Origin of the sequence: Paracoccus sp. (in: a-proteobacteria) (assembly GCF_039808215.1) — a bacterium.
Taxonomy (GTDB): Bacteria; Pseudomonadota; Alphaproteobacteria; order Rhodobacterales; family Rhodobacteraceae; genus Paracoccus.
The window spans coordinates 1-19,527 of record NZ_JBDHSP010000021.1 but is presented as its reverse complement, the minus strand read 5'-3'; the positions used below and the strand labels follow the sequence as shown (position 1 = coordinate 19,527).

The following is a 19,527-nucleotide window of genomic DNA, read 5'->3' as shown; positions in this document are numbered from 1 at the left end:
CTGCCACGCGTGGGGCCTGTTGTTTTTTGTGCCATGTCCCGGAACGGATCGCGTCATCTCAGACACTTGCATGGCGCGCCCGCTGCGGCGGCGCGCCGGCATCCGGCGGTGCCGCGGGGCGCGCAGTGGGCGGCTGCAGGGGGCTCGGCGGGGCAGGGGGTGATTCGCCCCTGCCTCAGCCCGTCGGCTGCCAATCGACGGGCAGGCGCGGGGTCGCGGCCAGAAGCGCCCGGGTATGGGGGTGCTGCGGCCGGTCCATGATCTCATGCGTGGGGCCGGATTCGATGATCCTGCCCTGATGCATGATCAGCACCCGGTCGGTGATCTGGCGCACCACGGACAGGTCGTGGCTGATGAACAGATAGGCAAGGCCGTGGCTGACGCGCAGCCGCGCCAGCAGATCCAGCACCTGCGCGCGCACACGCACGTCCAGCGCGCTGACCGCCTCGTCCAGCACGATCAGCCGCGGCTTGATGATCAGGGCGCGGGCGATGGCGATGCGCTGGCGCTGCCCGCCGGAGAATTCGTGGATATGGCGGCGCATGGCATCGCCGGGGATGCCGACCTCATAAAGCGCCTCGGCCACCTGTTCGCGCCAGTCGCCGGGCAGGCCGGTCAGGTGGAAGGGCTCGGCCACCAGCCGCTCGACGCGCCAGCGCGGATCGAAGCTGCCATAGGGGTCCTGGAACACCACCTGCATGCGGGCGCGCAGCGCGGCGGACATGGCGCGGCCAAAGCGCACCTCCTCGCCATCAAGCCGGATGCGCCCGGCCTGCAGCGGCTCCAGCCCGAGGATGGCGCGGGTCAGCGTGGACTTGCCGCAGCCGGATTCGCCGATCAGCCCCAGCGATTCCCCGCTGTCGATCTGCAGGCTGACATCCGCGACGGCGCGCAGGGGCTGGGGGCGGCCGCGGGTGGGCGGGTATTCGCGCGTCACGCCCTCGACCCGCAGCAGCGGCTCGGCCTGCGCCGGCGCCAGCACCAGCCGCGGCTGGTGATGCGCGGCGGCGAACAGCTCGCGCGTATAGGGGTGGCTGCGGTTGCGAAACACCTGTTCGACCGGCCCCTGTTCGACGATCTGGCCGCTCTGCATGACCGCCACATGGTCGGCGATGCCGGCGACCACGGCAAGGTCATGGGTGATCAGCAGCAAGGCCATGCGCTCGTCGCGCACCAGTCCCTTCAGCAGGTCGAGGATCTGCGCCTGGGTGGTCACGTCCAGCGCCGTCGTCGGCTCGTCTGCGATCAGCAGGTCGGGGCGCTCGGCGATGGCCATGGCGATGGCGACACGCTGGCGCTGGCCGCCCGACAGCTCGTGCGGGTAAAGCGTCAGCGGAAAGTGCGGCGCTGCCAGGCCGACGCGGTCCAGCCGGTCGCGGGCGCGGGCCAGCGCCGTCTGGCGGTCGTGACCCTGATGGATGCGCAGCACCTCGGCGACCTGATCGCCGATGCTCATCAGCGGGTTCAGCGCCGTTATGGGTTCCTGAAAGATCATGCCGATGCGCTGGCCACGGATGCGGCACATGGCCAGTTCCGGCAGTTCCAGCAGGTTGCGCCCGTCCATCTCGACCCGGCCCGAGGCGCGCATGCCCGGCGGCAGCAGCCCGATGATCGACAGCGCCGCCATGGACTTGCCCGAGCCGCTTTCGCCCACGAGGCCGGTGATCTCGCCCGGGGCGAGGCGCAGGTCCAGCCCGTGCAGGATCTCGCGCGGGCCCAGCGACAGGCCGAGGTTGCGGGTTTCGATCATGGTTGCCTGCGCAGTCTGGGGTCCAGCGCGTCGCGCAGCCCGTCGCCCAGCAGGTTCAGCCCCAGCACGGTGATGACGATGGCAAGGCCCGGAACGATGGCGACATGCGGCGCCAGCGCGATCATGGTCTGCGCCTCGGCCAGCATGCGGCCCCAGCTGGGCGTGGGCGGCTGCGCGCCGAGGCCGACATAGGAAAGCCCGGCCTCGGCCAGGATGCCGAGGCTGAACTGGATGGTGCCCTGCACGATCAGCAGATTGGCGATATTGGGCAGGATGTGCTGGCTGCTGATGCGGGCCGCGCCCTTGCCCGCCACCCGCGCGGCGCGGATGAAGTCCAGCGTCCAGATCGGCAGCGCCGCGCCGCGGCTGACGCGGGCAAAGACCGGAATGTTGAAAATGCCGATGGCGATGATCGCATTCACCGCCGAGGGCCCCAGCGCCGCGGTGATCAGGATGGCGATCACCAGGCTGGGAAAGGCAAAGACCAGATCGTTGCCGCGCATGATCGCCTCGTCCAGCCAGCTGCCGTGGCGGGCGGCGGCCAGCAGGCCCAGCGGCACACCAAGCCCCATGCCGATGCCCACCGCGACCAGCGCCACCGCGATCGAGGTGCGCGCCCCCACCATGATCATCGACAGCATGTCGCGGCCGAAATGGTCCGTGCCCAGCCAATGTGCCGCCGAGGGCGGCTGCAGCTTCTGCGCGATGGCCAGTTGCGTCACATCCGCCGGCGTCCAGAGAAACGACAGCGCCGCCGCCAGCAGCGCCAGCCCCGACAGCAACCCGCCAAGGACCAGCGACCACCTCATCCGCGCAGTCTCGGATCGACCAGCGCATAGGACAGGTCCACGAGAAAGGTCACCAGGATCACTGCGGCGACCAGCACCAGCACCGCGCCCTGCACCACGATCAGGTCGCGCTGGGTGATGGCCTGAAAGATCAGCCGCCCCAGCCCCGGCAGGTAGAACACGTTCTCGATGATGATGGCGCCGGCCAGCAGGAACGAGAACTGCATGCCCAGAATGGTCAGCACCGGGATCAGCGCATTGCGCAGCGCATGGCGCCACAGGGCCTGGGCCTGGCTCAGCCCCTTGGCGCGGGCTGTGCGGACATAGTCCTGGCCCAGGGTCTCGACCAGGGAGGAGCGCAGCACGCGGGCGAGAATCGCCGCCTGCGGCAGCGCCAGTGCCACCGCGGGCAGGATCAGCGATTTCAGCGCCGCGCCGGGCTGGCCCCAGCCCGGAAAACCGCCGGCGGGCAGCAGCCGCAGGTTGACCGCGAACAGCAGCACCAGCAGCATGGCAAACCAGAAGTTCGGCAGCGCGATGCCGATCTGCGTCGCGCCCATGACCACGGTATCGCCCGCCGTCCCGCGCCGTCCGGCGGCAAAGATGCCGATGGGCAGCGCGACCAGCGCCGCCAGCGCCAGCGCCAGCAGCGCCAGCGGCAGCGAGACCTGCATGCGGTCGAGGATCATGCCCGCCACCGGCGTCTTGTAGGTGAAGCTGTGCCCCAGGTCGCCGCTCAGCACGCCGCCCAGCCAGCGCAGGTAGCGCAGCGGCAGCGGCAGGTCGAGGCCCATCTGCTGGCGTAGCGCCGCCACGGTGTCGGGCTGCGCGCCGGTGCCCAGCATGAAGCTGGCGGGATCCCCCGGCACCAGTTCGACCACGGAAAAGATCAGCGCCGAGGCCAGGAGCAGGCTCAGGCCCAGCGAGATCATGCGTCGGGTCAGATAGCGCAACATGGGAAAAACGCTAGTGCGGCGGCGGGTTCCGGTAAAGCCCCTTGGTAGGGCCCGATGCCGGCGCGTGCGGCGCTCAGGGCAGTTCCAGCTTGCCCACCAGCGGCACGTCGTCGTCCAGGCTGACGGTATGGCGCTCGATCATGCGGTGCACCGCCGGCGGGCCGGCTCCGCGATGCAGCTTGCGCAGGTCCTCATAGGTGCCGAAATCGGCCTTGGTGCGGCGCAGGTTGTGACGCACATATTCGTCCCAGGTGGCGATGTGATAGCTTTCCGTCCAGTGCGAGGGGTTTTCCAGGTCGCGCAGCAAGGACCAGTTGCGCGCCCCGTCGCGGCGGCGGATATTGCGGCGCAGCGCCATCAGGCGCAGGAACTCGGGCACGTCCTTCTGGTCGATCTCGTAATCCACCATGACCATGATCGGCCCCGAGCGGCCGCGCAGATCCAGCGCCAGCTCGGGCTCGCGGAAGCGGTTCACCGGGTCCAGATCCAGTGTGCCGAATTCCGGGATGCGCAGCCAGCGGCCCAGAGCCGCGCCCAGCGCCAGCGGCACGGCGGCCGCGACCAGCGCCATGTCGACGCCATGCGCCGAGGCCACCGCCCCCCAGGCCCAGCTGCCGATGGCCATGCCGCCAAAGACCGCGGTCTGATACAGCGCCAGCGCCCGCGCCACCACCCAGCGCGGCGTCGACAGCTGTACCGTGACGTTGAACAGCGACAGCGCCAGCACCCAGCTTGCCCCCGCGGGCAGCATGGCGATCCCGTGCAGCCAGGTGCTTTCGGTCAGGCCCAGCGCCAGCGCCGAGGCGGCAAAGCCGGCAAACGAGATGCGCACGATGTTTTCATTGTCCAGCCGCGCCCGCACCCGCGGATTGAGCAGCGCGCCCAGGATGGCGCCGATGCCGAAACAGCCCAGCAGCAACCCGAAGATCAGCGAGCCGCCCTCGGGATTTTCCTTCACCACCAGCGGCAGCAGCGCCATGATCACCACGGCGGAAAAACCGAACAACGCGCCCCGCGCCAGCACCCGCACCAGATTGGGCGACAGCGCCACATAGCGCAGCCCGGCGCCCACCGCCGAGACGAAGGGCTCGGGCGTGGTGGTGCGCGGCGGCGTCACCGGATGCCAGCGCAAGAGCGCCCCCAGCAGCGGCACATAGCTGACCGCGTTCACGGCAAACGCCGCCGCGGCGCCGAAGGCCGCGGTAATGATGCCGCCCACCGCCGGGCCGACGCTGCGCATCAGGTTGAAGCCGACCGAGTTCAGCGATACCGCCGCCGGCAGATCCTCGCGCGGGACCAGATCCTGCATGCTGGCCTGCCAGGGCGGGTTGTAGATCGCCTGCCCGACCCCGATCAGGAAGGTCAGCGACAAAAGCAGCAGCGGCGTCATCCAGCCCTGCCAGGTCATCACCGCCAGCAGCAGCGACACGCCCGCCATCAGCAGCTGCGCCGCCACCAGCAGCGTGCGGCGGTCGAAGATGTCGGCCAGCGCCCCCGAGGCCAGCGCAAAGATCATGATCGGCAGCGTGTTCGAGGCCTGAACCAGGGCGATCAGCGTCGCCGATTCGGTCAGCTGCGTCATCATCCAGGCCGCACCCACCGCCTGCACCAGCCCGCCAAAGTTCGACACCAGCGTCGCCGTCCACAGCAGGCGGAAATCGCGGTGTCGGAACGGGGCGAGCGGGCTTTCGCGGGCGGGCGTGGCCATGGCGGATCATCCTGGGACAGAAGCCCAACTTAGGCCAGGGTCGCACCGGGCCGCAATCGCGGCGCGGCAATGCTGATCGGAACGTGATATCTTCGGCGGTTTCCTGACCTTGCGGCAGAATTTCCGACCTATTGTGGTATGGTCGGTGGATTCTTGCAAAAAACGTCGATTCCGGGGCCCGCTTTGAAAGCACATTTCCGCGATTCGGGGTATTCTCTCTGCAATCTCCTTCGAAAGGGTGCGCAAAATGAAAGTCATCGTTCTGGGTGCGGGCGTTCTGGGTGTCACTTCGGCCTGGTATCTGGCCAAGGCCGGCCATGAGGTCACGGTGGTGGACCGCCAGGAAGGTCCGGCGCTTGAGACCAGCTATGCCAACGCCGGCGAGATCTCGCCCGGCTATTCCTCGCCCTGGGCGGCGCCGGGCATTCCGCTGAAGGCGCTGAAATGGATGTTCCAGCGCCATGCGCCGCTGGTGCTGCAGCCGAGACTGGACTGGCAGCGCCTGTCCTGGATGACCCGGATGCTGGCGAACTGCACCTCATCGGCCTATGCGGTGAACAAGAGCCGCATGGTGCGCTTGGCCGAATACAGCCGCGACTGCCTGGGCGAGCTGCGCGCCGAGACCGGCATCAGCTATGACGAGCGCACCCAGGGCACGCTGCAGGTGTTCCGCAAGCAGGAACAGATGGACGGCGCCGGCAAGGACATCGAGGTGCTCAAGGCCGATGGCGTGCCCTTCGAGGTGCTGGACCGCGCCGGCTGCGTCGCCGCCGAGCCCGGCCTTGCCGCCTCGGCCGATCGCATCGTCGGCGGGCTGCGCCTGCCCGGCGACGAGACCGGCGACTGCTTCAAGTTCACCAATACCCTGGCCGAAATGGCCGCGGCGGCCGGCGTGACCTTCAAATGGGGCGTGTCGATCGAGGCGCTTGAGGCCGAGGGCGGCCGCATCACCGGGGTCAGGACCGACAAGGGCCGCATGACCGCCGACCGCTATGTGCTGGCGCTGGGCCCCTATTCGCCGCAGCTGGTGCGCCACCTGGGCATCAAGCTGCCGATCTATCCGCTCAAGGGCTATTCGCTGACCATCGACATCGAGGACGAGAGCCGCGCCCCGGTCTCGACCGTGATGGACGAGACCTACAAGGTCGCGATCACCCGCCTTGGCGACCGCATCCGCGTCGGCGGCCTGGCCGAGATCGCCGGCTATGACCTGAGTCTGAACCCGCGCCGCCACGCCACGCTGGCGAAATCGGTCAGCGAGCTGTTCCCGAATTCGGGCGACCCGCAGAAGGCCGAGTTCTGGACCGGGCTGCGGCCGATGACCCCCGACGGGACCCCGATCGTCGGCGCCACGCCGATCGCCAACCTGTTCCTGAACACCGGCCACGGCACGCTGGGCTGGACCATGTCGGCGGGTTCGGGGCGGCTGCTGGCCGACCTGATCTCGGGCCGCCGGCCGGACATCGTGGCCGAGGATCTGGGCTATGCCCGCTACCTGCGCGGTGCGAAGGCCCGCGGTGCCGTCACCCTGCAGCCCGCCCGCGCCTGAGCGCGGTCCCGCCGAGCGGCAACAGTTCCGTCACGATCTGCGGCGTCATGCGGCCTTGCCCTTGACGCCGCAATGCTGTCTGCGGCTGATGTGACTATCCGAATCGCGCCTTGCCCTCTGCTCGGGCGGGGCGGTTGATCTGACGTTCATTCGTCCAGGCTGCCACGGGTGCGCCCTGCCGGCGCGCCATGCTACAAAGGAAAATACCGATGCGCCTTGCACCGATCATGCTGGCGTTGGGCTTTGGCCTTGCCGCCTGCGCCCCGACGCCGCAGACGTCCGCCACGCCGCCCGCCGACCGCGCCATCTATGGCGCCCGCACCGACTCTGGTCCCAATGGCGAGCCGATCGAGATCCACGCCGTCCGCCCGGCCTATCTGACCGAGCGCAACCGGCGCCAGCGCGTGGCCTATAACGGCCCCGAGGCGCCTGGCACCATCGTCGTCGATCCCTATGCCCGTTTCCTGTATCACGTGCTGGAAAACGGCGAGGCGATGCGCTTTGGCGTCGCGGTGGGCAAGGCCGGCAAGAACTTTCAGGGCAATGCCAGCATCCGGCGCAAGGCCGCCTGGCCCAGCTGGACGCCCACCGCCAATATGGTGCGCACCCAGCCCGAACTTTACGGCCCGCTGAAGGGCGGCCTGTCGGGCGGGGTGGACAATCCGCTGGGTTCGCGGGCGCTGTATCTCTACAAGGGCGGGCGCGACACCATGTATCGCATCCACGGCACCATGGACCCGTCCTCGATCGGCAAGGCGACCTCGGCCGGCTGCATCCGCCTGTTCAACCAGGATGTCATGGACCTCTATGACGAACTGCCGAACGGCGCCCCGGTCAAGGTCCGCACCAAGGGCGAAAGCCTGGAACTGGAAGGACCGCTGGTCGAACAGCCGAACGGCTATCTGGCCCCGGCCGGCGACATGCAGACCGCCGAGGCGACCCCGGCCTGAGACCGGCCGGGCCACTGCCTAAAATGCGTGTAAATTCCGTCGGTCAATTCTCTGGCGCGGGTAATCTGTCCATGGCAGAACAACCGCAAGGTGCCAAAGAGGAGATTTGCATGGCCGCGACTGCCGAGAAGATCGACCCGGTTTCGCCCCCGGATCTGGATGACATTGCCGAAAGGACGCAGGTGGCGGCCTTGCGGCTGCTGAAGCTGCCGGCGCTGAACCGGCTGCGGCACGAGCTGCGCGAGCTGAAGGCCGCGGCCGCCGATGACAGCGCGCGCCGGGCGCTGGGGCGGGCGATCCGCCGCGCCTCGGCCGAGAAGCATCTGCGCCAGGGCGAGGCCGCCGAGCCGGGCACGCCCGAGGCGGTGAAGGCGGCGCAGAAATGCGGCGCGGATGCTGACAGGTCGCGCAAGGCGGCGTTGAAACAGGGCGAGCGCGGCGAGCGCAAGCAGGCCCGCGAGGCAGAACGCTCGCTGCGCAAGACCACGCGCCTGGCCGGTCGTGCCGCGCCGGAAGCCTCGACCAAGCCGGAGTGACGGGCGCGCCCGCGCAGCCCCTCGGCGGCGCGGGACTTGCGGTTTGCAAGTCGCGCGCCGCCTGCTATCTGGGAAGCAGTCGGTTCCTGCCCGGGTCTTCGCATGCGTTCTCTGCTTCTGGCGCTTGTCGTCTCGCTTTTCGCCCTGCCGGCGCCGGCATATGAGGCGCTGGATGCGCAAGCGGGCCTGCGCGCCCCGCGCATCGACGAGGGCATGCGCTGCACGGCGGATGCGCGCCACTGCATTTCGGTCGCCAGCTATGTGCCCGATGTCTGCCACTCCATCGAGCGCGCCGCCGGCCGCAACGGGCTGGATCCGCATTTCCTCGCGCGATTGCTGTGGAAGGAAAGCCTGTTCGAGGCCGGCGCGGTCAGCCCGGTGGGCGCCATGGGCATCGCGCAATTCATGCCCGGCACTGCCGAGATCGTCGGGCTGGACGATCCCTTCAACCCGGCCAAGGCCATCGAGGCTTCGGCGCGCTATCTGGCGACGCTGAGCGCGAATTTCGGCAATGTGGGCCTGGCCGCCGTCGCCTATAACGGTGGCGAGAACCGGGCCGCGCGCTTTGTCGCGCAGGGCGGCAGCCTGCCCTGGGAGACGCAGGATTACGTGCAGGCGATCACCGGCCGCGACGCCTGGAGTTGGCGCGACCATCCGGCGGCGCAGGTGGACCTGCGGCTGGACCGGGACCGGCCCTTTCGCAGCGCCTGCATCGAGATGGCGGGCAAGCGCAAGCTGCGCGAATTCCGCACCCCCGAGCATCCCTGGCCCTGGGGCGTCATCGTGGCCACCCATGCCAGCCAGTCCGGGGTCAGCCAGCAGGTCACGCGGCTGAACCGGCAGCTGCGGCCGATCCTGGGCGGCAAGCGCGTCAGCTATGTGCGGCGCAAGATCTCGGGCGGGCCGCGCAAGCTGTTCACGGCGCAGATCGGCTATTCCTCGAAGACCGAGGCGCATGCCTTCTGCGACCGGCTGCGCAGCGTCGGCGGCCGCTGCCTGGTGCTGAAGAACTGAGGCGCCGCGCCGCGGGCCGCGTCCCGCGGGTATCTGCAGGACGGAAAGCCCGCGCGGCTCTCACTCTTTCCAGCGCACGCCGGTCAGGTCGTTGGCCGGCATCGGGCTGTTTTCCCACAGCCCCTCAAGCTCTGCCTTGGCAACCCCGGTCTTGGCCAGCTGGAAGAGGAAGGCATTGGCATAGTCCGAGGCGATGATCTCTTGCGCCCGGGCCAGCAGCGCCGAGCGTTGCGCCGGGTCGGTGGCGGCGTCGAGTTTCGCCATCGCCGCGTTGAAGTCCGGGTTGTGGTAGTTGAAATAGTATTTGTCGCGGCCATAGATGCCGATGTCCATCGGCTCGACATGGCTGATGATGGTCAGGTCATAGTCGGCGTTCCTGAACACCTGCTCAAGCCATTGCGCCCATTCCATGTTGGTGATCTGCGTGTCGATGCCGACGGCACGCAGCTGCGCCGCGACGATCTCTCCGCCGCGTCGGGCATAGGGGGTGGGCGGCAGCGCGAGGCGCAGCGACAGCTTGCCCATGCCGGCATCAGTCAGCAGTTTTCGGGCCAGGTCGGGGTCGTGCTGCGATTTTGCCGTCAGATCGACGTAATCGGGGTTGTGCGGCGCGAAATGCGTGCCGATCGGCGTGCCATAGCCGAACATGGCGCCGTCGATGATCTCCTGGCGGTCGATCGCATGGGCGATGGCCTCGCGCACGCGGCGGTCGGCCAGCGCCGGGTTGGCGTGGTTCATGGCGAGGATGGTCTCGCCCTCGGTGGTGCCGACCAGCACCTGGAAGCGGGGGTCGGCGCGCAGCTGCTCCAGGGTCTCGGGCGCGGGATAGATCGGGAAGGCGTCGATGTCGCCAGCCATCATCGCCGCGAAGGCCGCCGAAGGATCGGCGATGAAGCGGAAGGTGGCGGTCCTGATCTGCGGCTTTGGACCCCAGTAGCCGTCGAAAGCGTCCAGCGTGATGTGGTCGCCCTGCTTCCATTCGCCGAAGCGGAAGGGGCCGGTGCCGACGGGATGGGTGGCGATGCCCTTGATGCTGGCCTGGTCGACCATGACCGCGTCGCCCCAGGCCATCTTGAAGGGAAAGCCGCCGTCGGGAGATTTCAGCGCGATGCGCACGGTCAGCGGGTCCGGCGCCTCGACGGTGGCAATGCCCTCGAACAGGCCCTTCTGCGCGTTGGTGCTGTCGGGCGCGCGGGCGCGGTCCAGCGAAAAGATCACGTCCCGGGCGTCGAAATCGCTGCCGTCGTGGAATTTCACCCCCTGGCGCAGGTGAAAGACATAGGTCCGGCCACCGTCGAGCGCCTGCCAGCTTTCGGCCAGGCCGGGCTGCACGCTGCCGTCCGGACCGATTCGTGTCAGCCCCTCAAAGACATTGGCATAGACCACCTCGTCGATGGCGGCGGCGGCGCCCCCGGTCGGGTCGAGATTGGGCGGCTCAAGCACCATGGCCAGGGTGATCCGGTCCTGCGCCGCCAGTGCCGGCGTGGCCAGAAGCGCGGCCAGCGCCGCCGCCCGGATGAGTTTCGCAAACATGTCATGCCCCCGTGGCCGATGCCCATGGGCGCACATTCCGGGCAAAACCCGCGGCGATCAAGCCCTTCGCTCGGTCAGCTGCTGCGCGAGCCCGGCGAAGGTCAGCCAGAGCGAGGTCAGCAGCAGGCCCCAGCGGGCAAAGCTTTCCGTGTGGAAATCCACCATGACCGCCCAGATCGCGAAGGCGACCCAGGCCGCGGTCACCGGCAGCGAGATCGCCCGCCAGCGCTGGGTGCGCACCGGATGGATGAATTTGACATTGGTGAACATGGTCGCGGCCAGCGCCACCACCACCACGAGAATGATCCAGAAATTCGGGCGCAGCGCGAACAGCACCAGCACTACCATGTTCCAGCAGGCGGGAAAGCCGGCAAAGGAATTGTCGCGGGTCTTCATGCGCGTGTCGACGAAATAGATCACGCTGCCATAGGTGATGGCAATGATGGCGATCCAGCCGGTCCAGCCCGGCAGAAGGCCCGAGCTGAACAGGGCATAGGCCGGGATGAACACATAGGTCAGATAGTCGATGATCAGGTCCATCAGCACGCCGTCATAGGTCGGCCAGTGCTGCTTGACCTGATAGCGTCGCGCCAGGGGCCCGTCGATGCCATCGACGATCAGCGCGATGACCAGCCAGAAGAACATCTGCGACCAGTCGGCGCGCGCCGCCGCCAGCAGCGCCAGCATGGACAGCACCGCACCCGAGGCGGTGAGCAGATGGACCGATAGGGCCTTGAGGCGATTGTTCATGCTTTCGCTTCTGTCACCGAAACGTCGCTTCCGCAAGTTCGCGTGGGGCTGGGGGCCTGCCGTTGCGCCTCAGGGCACGAATTCCTCGGCGGCGTAGCCCTGCAGATAGAGCAGCGCCGTCAGGTCGCCGTGGTTGATGCGCAGATCGACCTGCTGCGCCACCACCGGCTTGGCGTGCAGCGCCACCCCCATGCCGGCAAGCTGCAGCATGCCCAGGTCATTGGCGCCGTCGCCCACCGCCAGCACGTCGCCGGGGCCAAGGCCGCGCGCCGCGGCGATGTCGTGCAGCGCCTCGACCTTGGCCTCGCGGCCCAACACCGGCAGGGTGACCTGGCCGGTCAGCACCCCGTCCTCGGCCAGCAGCGTGTTGGCGCGATGTTCGTCAAAGCCCAGCGCCGCCGCGACCGGGCCGGTGAAGACGGTGAAGCCGCCCGAGACCAGCGCCGCATAGGCGCCCTGGGCGCGCATGGTGGCGACCAGCTGCCGCCCGCCCGGCGCCAGGGTGATGCGGCTGTCCAGCACCGCGCCGATGGCCGATTCGGCGAGCCCGGCCAACAGGCCGACGCGGGCGATCAGCGCCTCGTGAAAGTTCAGCTCTCCGTTCATCGCCCGGGCGGTGATGGCCGAGACGCGTTCGCCCACGCCGGCGAAATCGGCCAGTTCGTCGATGCATTCCTGACCGATCATCGTCGAATCCATGTCGGCCAGCAGCACCGCCTTGCGCCGGCCCGGCGTGGGCTGGATGGCCAGGTCGAAGCCCTGCTCCTGCAGCCGCGCCCAGAGTTGCCAGAAATCCCCGGGCCGCTGCGCCAGCGGGAATTCGGCGGCGATGCCGGGTGCCAGCCAGATGGCGGGGCCGCCGTTCCAGCCGCGGCGCAGTTCCTCGAGCAGCGAGGCAGAGAGATCGGCGCGGCCGGGCGCGGCCAGAAGCGTGACGGTCAGCATGGCATCCTCGGGCCGGTTCGGGTGGCGCAGCACTAGCGCAAGGCCGGGGGCGGGTGCAATCATTGCCGCGGGCGGGGCCGCATCAGAATTTTCTTGCGCGCGCATCCGCGCCCCTGTAATGCAGTCAGCGGGACACGCCGCCCCAACGCGGCGCTTTTAGCTGGAAGGCTAGCTATATGAGCAAGACTGCTCCGGCCGCGCGGCCGGTCAACCCGCGCTTCTCTTCGGGCCCCTGTGCCAAGATCCCCAATTTTTCGCTGGACATGCTTGCTGACGCGCCGCTGGGTCGTTCGCATCGCGCCGCCATCGGCAAGGCCAAGCTGGCCGAGGCGATCGCGCTGACGCGCGAGGTGCTGGGCGTGCCGGCCGATTACCGCATCGGCATCGTGCCGGCCTCGGACACCGGCGCGGTCGAGATGGCGCTGTGGTCGCTGCTGGGCCCGCGCAAGGTCGAGGCGCTGGCCTGGGAAAGCTTTGGCGAGGGCTGGGTCACCGATGTGGTCAAGCAGCTGAAGCTGGATGCGGTGGTGCGCAAGGCGCCCTATGGCCGCATCGTCGATTTCGCCGAGGTCGATTTCGACCATGACGTGGTCTTCACCTGGAACGGCACCACCTCGGGGGTGCGGGTGCCGGATGGCGAGGCGATTCCGGCCGACCGCGCCGGGCTGACCATCTGCGACGCCACCTCGGCCGCCTATGCGATGGACCTGCCCTGGGACAGGCTGGATGTGGTCACCTTCAGCTGGCAGAAGGTGCTGGGCGGCGAGGGCGGCCATGGTGTGCTGATCCTGAGCCCCCGCGCCGTCGAACGGCTGGAAAGCCACACGCCCGCCTGGCCGCTGCCCAAGATCTTTCGCATGACCAAGGGCGGCAAACTGATCGAGGGCATCTTTGCAGGCGAGACCATCAACACCCCCTCGATGCTGTGCGTCGAGGATTATCTGGTGGCGCTGAAATGGGCCCGGGCCTTGGGCGGGCTGCCGGCGCTGATCGCGCGCTGCAACGCCAATGCGGGCGCGGTGCGCGACTTCATCGCCAGCCGCGACTGGATCGCCGATCTGGCCGAGGATGCGGCCACCGCCTCGACCACCAGCGTCTGCCTGAAATTCACCGATCCGCGCATCCGCGACGGCGCGGCCTTCGCCAAGGCGGTGGCGAAACGGCTGGAGAAGGAGGGCGTGGCGCTGGACGCCGGCGCCTATCGCGACGCGCCCCCGGGTCTGCGCATCTGGTGCGGCGCCACGGTCGAGGCCTCTGATGTCGCGGCGCTGATGCCCTGGATCGAATACGCCTTCGAGGCCGAGATCGCGGCGCAGCCCGCCCTGGTCTGAGGGGCCGGACCGGGGGCGCGGCCCCCGGATCCCCGCGATATTTGGACAAGAAAGACCATCAGGCGCGGGGCCGTGGCGGCCCTGCACGGACCCTGCATATCCAGAAGGATCGAGAAATGCCCAAGGTTCTTGTTTCAGACAAGCTTTCGGAAACCGCCGTCCAGATCTTCCGCGATCGCGGCGTCGAGGTGGATTACCTGCCCGATGTCGGCAAGGACAAGGAAAGGCTGGCCGAGATTATCGGCCAGTATGACGGGCTGGCGATCCGCTCGGCCACCAAGGTGACGGCGAAGCTGCTGGAGCACGCGCCCAACCTGAAGGTGATCGGCCGCGCCGGCATCGGCGTCGACAATGTCGAGATCCCGGCGGCGTCGAAAAAGGGGGTGATCGTGATGAACACGCCCTTCGGCAACAGCGTCACCACCGCCGAACATGCCATCGCGCTGATGTTTGCCGTGGCGCGGCAGCTGCCCGAGGCCAGCGTCTCGACCCATGCCGGCAAGTGGGAAAAGAACCGCTTCATGGGGGTCGAGCTGTTCAACAAGGTGCTGGGGGTGATCGGCGCGGGCAATATCGGCTCGATCGTCATCGACCGGGCGCTGGGGCTGCGCATGAAGGTGCTGGCCTATGACCCCTTCCTGTCCGAGGAACGCGCCACGGAACTGGGGGTGAAGAAGGTCGAGCTGGACGAACTGCTGGCGCGCGCCGATTTCATCACCCTGCATGTGCCCCTGACCGAGCGCACCCGCAACATCCTGTCGCGCGAGAATCTGGAAAAGACCAGGCGCGGCGTGCGCATCATAAATGCCGCCCGCGGCGGGCTGATCGACGAGGAGGCGCTGGCCGATCTGCTGCAATCGGGCCATGTGGCCGGGGCGGCGCTGGATGTCTTTGCCACCGAGCCCGCGACCGACAGCCCGCTGTTCGGTCTGCCCAATGTGGTGGTGACCCCGCATCTGGGCGCCTCGACCAGCGAGGCGCAGGAAAACGTGGCGCTGCAGGTGGCCGAGCAGATGGCCGACTATCTGCTGACCGGCGCGGTCTCGAACGCGCTGAACATGCCCTCGGTCAGTGCCGAGGAGGCGGCGGTCATGGGCCCCTGGCTGAAGCTGGCCGGGCATCTGGGCGCCTTCATCGGCCAGATGACCGACGAGCCGATCAAGGCGATCAACGTGCTTTATGACGGTGTGGCCGCCGAGATGAACCTCAAGGCGCTGAACGCGGCGGTGATCGCCGGCGTGATGAAGGCCACCAATCCGGATGTGAACATGGTCTCGGCCCCGGTCATGGCGCATGAGCGCGGCGTGCAGGTGGCGACCACCACCCAGGGCAAGACCGGCGTATTCGATGGCTATGTCAAGGTCACCGTGGTCACCGATTCGCGCGAACGCTCGATCGCCGGCACGGTGTTCAGCGACCACAAGCCGCGCTTCATTCAGATCCGCGGCATCAATGTCGATGCCGAGATCGGCGAGCACATGCTGTATACCCGCAACCGCGACGTGCCGGGGGTGATCGGCGCCCTGGGCATGACGCTGGGCGATCTCGGGGTGAACATCGCGAACTTTACCCTTGGCCGCACCAGGGCGGGCGACGATGCCATCGCCATCCTTTATCTGGACGAGGCGCTGAGCGAGGATACGCTGGCGGCGCTGCGCGCCACCGGCAAGTTCCTGCAGGTGCGCCCGCTGCATTTCGAGGTCTGAGACGCGCGCCCCCGGCCAGCGCCGGGGCCGGTTCAGGGGGCGGTTCAGGGGGGGGCAGCATGACCATCTATGCCATCGGCGACATCCACGGCCAGCTTGAGCTGCTGCGCGCGGCGCATGCGCGCATTGCCCGCGACGCGGCCGCGCATGGCGTTGCGGCGCAGGTGGTGCATGTCGGCGATCTGCTGGACCGCGGCCCCGATTCGCGCGGCGTGGTCGACTATCTGATGCAGGGCCAGGCCGCCGGCCAGCCCTGGGTCGTGCTGCGCGGCAATCACGACCGGTTCCTGCCGCGCTTTGCCGCGCAGCCGGATTGGGTCGACCCCGGCCTCGCCTCGGGCCGGCACTGGCTCGAGCATCCCGGGCTGGGCGGGGCGGCGACGCTGGCCTCTTACGGGATCGCGGCTGGCGATCTGGCCGAGGCCCATGCGGCGGTGCTGCGCCTGGTGCCGGCGACACATCTGCGCTGGCTGCGGGCGCTGCCGCTTTGGCATCTGACGCCGCAGGCGCTGTTCGTGCATGCGGGCATCCGCCCCGGTCTCGACCTGACCCGGCAGAGCGAGCAGGACCTGATCTGGATCCGCGGCGGCTTTCTGGAAGATACGCGCGACCATGGCGTGCTGGTGGTGCACGGCCATACCGTCGTCGAGCAGGTGACGCATTTCGGCAACCGGCTGGCAATCGATACCGGCGCCGCCTATGGCCGGGCGCTGAGTACGGTGGTGCTGGACAGTGCCGGCCCGCAATTGCTGACCGACCACGGGCGCGAGCCCGTCCCGGCGCCCTGAGCCGTCGCCGCTTTGCGACCGGCAAATGCCTCAAATCGCGGGCGTCCATTGACGCCTTGCCGCCCGCGGCCAAATATGGCGTGACGCCCCGGTTTCAGGAGGTGAGGCGCCGTGCAATCCCTGTCCGTTCTTCTCCAGCTTGCCGGGGCGGTGGCGCTGCTGCTGTTCGGCCTCGGCCTGGTGCGCGATGGCATGGTGCGGGCCTTCGGCACCAAGCTGAACGTGGCGCTGGGGCGCGGCACGGAAACCGGGCTGCGCGCCTTCTTTTCCGGGCTGGTGGCGACCTTGGGGCTGCAAAGCTCGACCGCGACGGCATTGATGACGGCCTCGTTCGTGGATCGCGGCATGATCCAGCCCAGGATGGCGCAGATCGTGCTTCTGGGTGCCAATCTGGGCACGGCGCTGACGGCATGGATCGTCGCCTCCGGCCTTGAGGCGCTGGCGCCGGGGCTGCTGGTGCTGGGCTATGTGCTGCGCCGGCAGTCGCGGCGGCGGTGGTCCGGGGCGGGGTTGGCGCTGATCGGCATCGCGCTGATGCTGCTGTCGCTGTCGCTCTTGTCGCAGGCGACCACGCCGTTGCGCGATTCGCCGGCGATGGCGGCCTTCCTGGGGTTGCTGGACGATGCCTGGCCGGTGGCGCTGGCCTTTTCGGCCGGGCTGGCGGTGATCTGTTCCTCGTCGCTGGCGGTGGTGATGCTGGTGCTGTCGCTGGGGCTTGCGCCGGCCTTGACCGTGGTGCTGGTGCTGGGCGCGAACCTTGGCGGAGCGGTGGGGCCGGTGATCGTGACCGCCGGGCAGGGGCTGTCGGCGCGGCGCGTGGTGCTGGGCAATCTGGTCGCGCGCGCCATCGGCTGTCTGCTGGTGCTGCCGCTGGCCGAGCAGGCGGCGGGGTTGCTGACGCTGTTGCCGCTGCCCGAGACCGGGCTGGCGGTCGAGGCGCATCTGGTCTTCAACCTGGTGCTGGCGATGGTGATCTGGCCCTTTGCCGGCCTGGTCACCCGCCTTGCCGCCCTTGCCCTGCCCGAGCGTGACCGGCCGGCGGTGATCGAGGCGGATCTGCTGGATTCGAACGCGCTTGACACGCCGACCATCGCGCTGGCCCGCGCCAGCCGGGCGGCGCTGGCCGTCGGCGATGTGGTCGAGCGCATGCTGCAGCAGGCCCGCGTCGCCTTTTCGCGCAGCGACGACGCACCACTGGCCGAGGTCTCGGTGCTGGAAGAGCGGGTCGACCGCATGCAGCAGGAGGTCAAGTCCTTCCTGTCCCGGCTGGGCCGCGACGCGGGCGAGGCCGAGCGGCGGCAGGCGATCACCATCCTCGACTATGTCATCAACCTCGAACATGTCGGCGACATCATCGACAAGGGGCTCGGCCCCGAGATCCGCAAGAAGGCCGGCATGGCGCTGCGCTTTTCCGACGAGGGCTACCGCGAGCTTGACGGGCTGTTCCTGATGACCATCGAGAACCTGCGCGTGGCCCAGACCGTGTTCATGACCCGCGACCGCGAACTGGCCAGGCAACTGATGGAAGAAAAGCTCGAGATCCGCCGGCTCGAGCGCTCATCCTCGCGGCGCCACCTGATGCGGCTGCGCGAGGGGCGGGCGGAAAGCCAGCAGACCTCGTCGCTGCATCTCGACATCCTGCGCGACCTGAAGCGGATCAACGCCCATGTGGTCTCGGTGGCGCATCCGATCCTTGATGAGGCGGACCTGCTGGTGGAAAGCCGGCTGAAGACCGGCTAGCCCGGCGCGGGGACATCTGGCCGCAGCCCGGCCGGCGAAAGGTGGACAGCCGCGCCCGGACAGGCTATGAGCCGCGTGAAATCAGGTTGGGTAAGATGCGGATTCCGTCCACGACGGCGAAATACACTCTGGGCCAGGTCGTCCGCCACCGCGAACATCCGTTCCGCGGCGTGGTCTTTGACGTGGATCCCGAATTCTCGAATACCGAGGAATGGTACGAATCCATTCCCGAGGATTCGCGGCCGGCCCGCAACCAGCCCTTCTATCACCTCTATGCCGAAACCGAGGCGACCTTCTATGTCGCCTATGTCTCGGAGCAGAACCTGGTTCCCGACCAGTCGGGCGAGCCGCTGGAACATCCCGAAGTGACCGAGATGTTCGGCGAATTCGACAATGGCCGCTATCCGCTGCAATTCGGCCTGAACTGAGCCGCGCCGGCACGCGTCCGGGGCGCTTGCGGCCCTGCCGGCTTTGCTTGCTTCCTGATGTCTCGCGCGTCTGCCATCCTCGCCGCCGCGGATTGCCGCCCGGGCGTTCTGGCCATGCCCGACGGCGATCAGCCCGCAGCTGGTCGAGCGGGCCGCCCGGGGAAGGGCGCAGACGGTGCCGGGGGAGAAGATTCCCATGGCAGACGCGATTTCGGCTTGAGGAATGCCGTCCCGCTGCGGCTGTATGTGGGCAGCGCCGGGGGCATGGCCGCAGCTCTCGGGGATCGTCTGATTTCGGTCAGGCTATGCGCATGCCGCCCCGATTTGCGGCGCCGAACAGCGGCCCCGAAGGCGAGGGCCGGGGTGAGCCGCCTCTCGATCCGCAGATCGAATCGCGTCCGGCCCTGTGCGCCAGGGACGATCCGGGGACGATCCGGGGCGCCATCGGGTCGGCGCAAATGAGGCCGGCGATGCGGGCCCGGCCGGAAGGCGGGCCGGTCAGCAGCTTGCCGCCTGACCTGCAGGGCCGGATCTGGCCGTTGCGCACAGGGGCATCGGTGACGGAAACCAACAGGTGCGGCGCCTGATGCTGGCGGCGCAACCCTGCGTCCCGCGCGCGGCAGGCCGGTGCCATCTGCGACGGCGATCAGGCGCTTTGCATCTGCATGGCCAGTGGCCTCAAGCATATCCGGTGCCGTGGCAACGGATTCCTCCCTGAGCTCTCGGCCTTGCGCAAGGCGCGGCGCATTTTTTTTTTTGCTGTGCGACTGCAGGTTTCGTGCATGATTCTCCGAAGTGGGCATGAGGTGGTCCGACCCAGCAACGGCGCAGCCCGAAGCTGGCCGCACGCCGACATTCGGTTGCCGTAATCCCGGCCTTTCGGGGCCGCGGCTCTTGCTGGTTTGCGACCGCGTTGGGGGCGGGGCGAGGCAAGACATCTTGCAGGCGCGGCGCTTCATCCGGTGATTTTCCCTGGTCTGGTTAGCGTCCACGGGCGTGGTGTAATTTCACCGGCGCTGCCGGTGTGATCCCTGTTGGCCATCGAGGTGTATGTT

General features: G+C 68.4%; 16 protein-coding genes. 9 read left to right on the top strand and 7 right to left on the bottom strand.

Annotated features, from left to right (window positions below; translation table 11 throughout):
- Nucleotides 1–175 precede the first annotated feature (175 nt).
- The 4 genes from WMK75_RS09175 to WMK75_RS09160 all read right to left on the bottom strand — a co-directional run bounded on the left by WMK75_RS09175 (nt 176) and on the right by WMK75_RS09160 (nt 5,202).
- On the bottom strand, nt 176–1,750 hold the full coding sequence (locus WMK75_RS09175) for a dipeptide ABC transporter ATP-binding protein (RefSeq protein ID WP_347267380.1): 1,575 nt from the start codon (nt 1,748–1,750) through the stop codon (nt 176–178).
- Nucleotides 1,747–2,559 (bottom strand): ABC transporter permease, encoded by an 813-nt coding sequence (locus tag WMK75_RS09170; RefSeq protein ID WP_347267379.1) that lies wholly within the window; start codon nt 2,557–2,559, stop codon nt 1,747–1,749. The genes WMK75_RS09175 and WMK75_RS09170 overlap by 4 nt, the downstream gene beginning before the upstream one ends.
- Nucleotides 2,556–3,494 (bottom strand): ABC transporter permease, encoded by a 939-nt coding sequence (locus tag WMK75_RS09165; RefSeq protein ID WP_347267378.1) that lies wholly within the window; start codon nt 3,492–3,494, stop codon nt 2,556–2,558. The genes WMK75_RS09170 and WMK75_RS09165 overlap by 4 nt, the downstream gene beginning before the upstream one ends.
- A 73-nt stretch (nt 3,495–3,567) precedes the next feature.
- Nucleotides 3,568–5,202: an MFS transporter gene (locus tag WMK75_RS09160; protein WP_347267377.1), complete on the bottom strand. Its 1,635-nt coding sequence runs from the start codon at nt 5,200–5,202 to the stop codon at nt 3,568–3,570.
- Nucleotides 5,203–5,449: 247 nt separating this feature from the next.
- Here WMK75_RS09160 and WMK75_RS09155 point away from each other — a divergent pair, with 247 nt between their 5' ends.
- From WMK75_RS09155 to WMK75_RS09140, 4 genes are all read left to right on the top strand, one after another.
- Nucleotides 5,450–6,751 carry a D-amino acid dehydrogenase gene (locus WMK75_RS09155; protein ID WP_347267376.1) on the top strand — a complete coding sequence of 434 codons (1,302 nt, stop codon included), beginning with the start codon at nt 5,450–5,452 and terminating at the stop codon, nt 6,749–6,751.
- 209 nt (nt 6,752–6,960) lie between these two features.
- Nucleotides 6,961–7,701, top strand: a complete 741-nt coding sequence (locus tag WMK75_RS09150; protein WP_347267375.1) for a L,D-transpeptidase — start codon at nt 6,961–6,963, stop codon at nt 7,699–7,701.
- 110 nt (nt 7,702–7,811) lie between these two features.
- A complete protein-coding gene (locus tag WMK75_RS09145) occupies nt 7,812–8,237 on the top strand; it encodes a hypothetical protein (RefSeq protein WP_347267374.1) in 426 nt (141 codons plus the stop codon).
- Between the two features lie 102 nt (nt 8,238–8,339).
- Nucleotides 8,340–9,251 carry a lytic transglycosylase domain-containing protein gene (locus WMK75_RS09140; RefSeq protein WP_347267373.1) on the top strand — a complete coding sequence of 304 codons (912 nt, stop codon included), beginning with the start codon at nt 8,340–8,342 and terminating at the stop codon, nt 9,249–9,251.
- A 60-nt stretch (nt 9,252–9,311) separates the two neighbouring features.
- Here WMK75_RS09140 and WMK75_RS09135 read toward each other — a convergent pair whose 3' ends face one another.
- The 3 genes from WMK75_RS09135 to serB form a co-directional block, all read right to left on the bottom strand.
- Entirely contained in the window at nt 9,312–10,784 is a 1,473-nt protein-coding gene (locus WMK75_RS09135; RefSeq protein ID WP_347267372.1) for an ABC transporter substrate-binding protein, read from the bottom strand.
- A 57-nt stretch (nt 10,785–10,841) separates the two neighbouring features.
- Nucleotides 10,842–11,534 carry a CDP-alcohol phosphatidyltransferase family protein gene (locus WMK75_RS09130; RefSeq protein ID WP_347267371.1) on the bottom strand — a complete coding sequence of 231 codons (693 nt, stop codon included), beginning with the start codon at nt 11,532–11,534 and terminating at the stop codon, nt 10,842–10,844.
- A gap of 69 nt (nt 11,535–11,603) precedes the next feature.
- Nucleotides 11,604–12,479, bottom strand: coding sequence for a phosphoserine phosphatase SerB (gene serB / locus WMK75_RS09125; protein ID WP_347267420.1), 876 nt, complete (start codon nt 12,477–12,479; stop codon nt 11,604–11,606).
- A 176-nt stretch (nt 12,480–12,655) separates the two neighbouring features.
- Between serB and WMK75_RS09120 the strand changes: the two genes are divergently transcribed.
- From WMK75_RS09120 to hspQ, 5 genes are all read left to right on the top strand, one after another.
- Nucleotides 12,656–13,810, top strand: a complete 1,155-nt coding sequence (locus WMK75_RS09120) for a phosphoserine transaminase (RefSeq protein WP_347267370.1) — start codon at nt 12,656–12,658, stop codon at nt 13,808–13,810.
- Between the two features lie 116 nt (nt 13,811–13,926).
- Nucleotides 13,927–15,516 (top strand): phosphoglycerate dehydrogenase, encoded by a 1,590-nt coding sequence (gene serA, locus WMK75_RS09115; protein WP_347267369.1) that lies wholly within the window; start codon nt 13,927–13,929, stop codon nt 15,514–15,516.
- Nucleotides 15,517–15,575: 59 nt separating this feature from the next.
- A complete protein-coding gene (locus tag WMK75_RS09110; protein ID WP_347267368.1) occupies nt 15,576–16,304 on the top strand; it encodes a metallophosphoesterase in 729 nt (242 codons plus the stop codon).
- A gap of 111 nt (nt 16,305–16,415) precedes the next feature.
- Nucleotides 16,416–18,044 carry a Na/Pi cotransporter family protein gene (locus tag WMK75_RS09105; protein WP_347267367.1) on the top strand — a complete coding sequence of 543 codons (1,629 nt, stop codon included), beginning with the start codon at nt 16,416–16,418 and terminating at the stop codon, nt 18,042–18,044.
- 95 nt (nt 18,045–18,139) lie between these two features.
- On the top strand, nt 18,140–18,472 hold the full coding sequence (hspQ, locus tag WMK75_RS09100) for a heat shock protein HspQ (RefSeq protein ID WP_347267366.1): 333 nt from the start codon (nt 18,140–18,142) through the stop codon (nt 18,470–18,472).
- Nucleotides 18,473–19,527 lie beyond the last annotated feature (1,055 nt).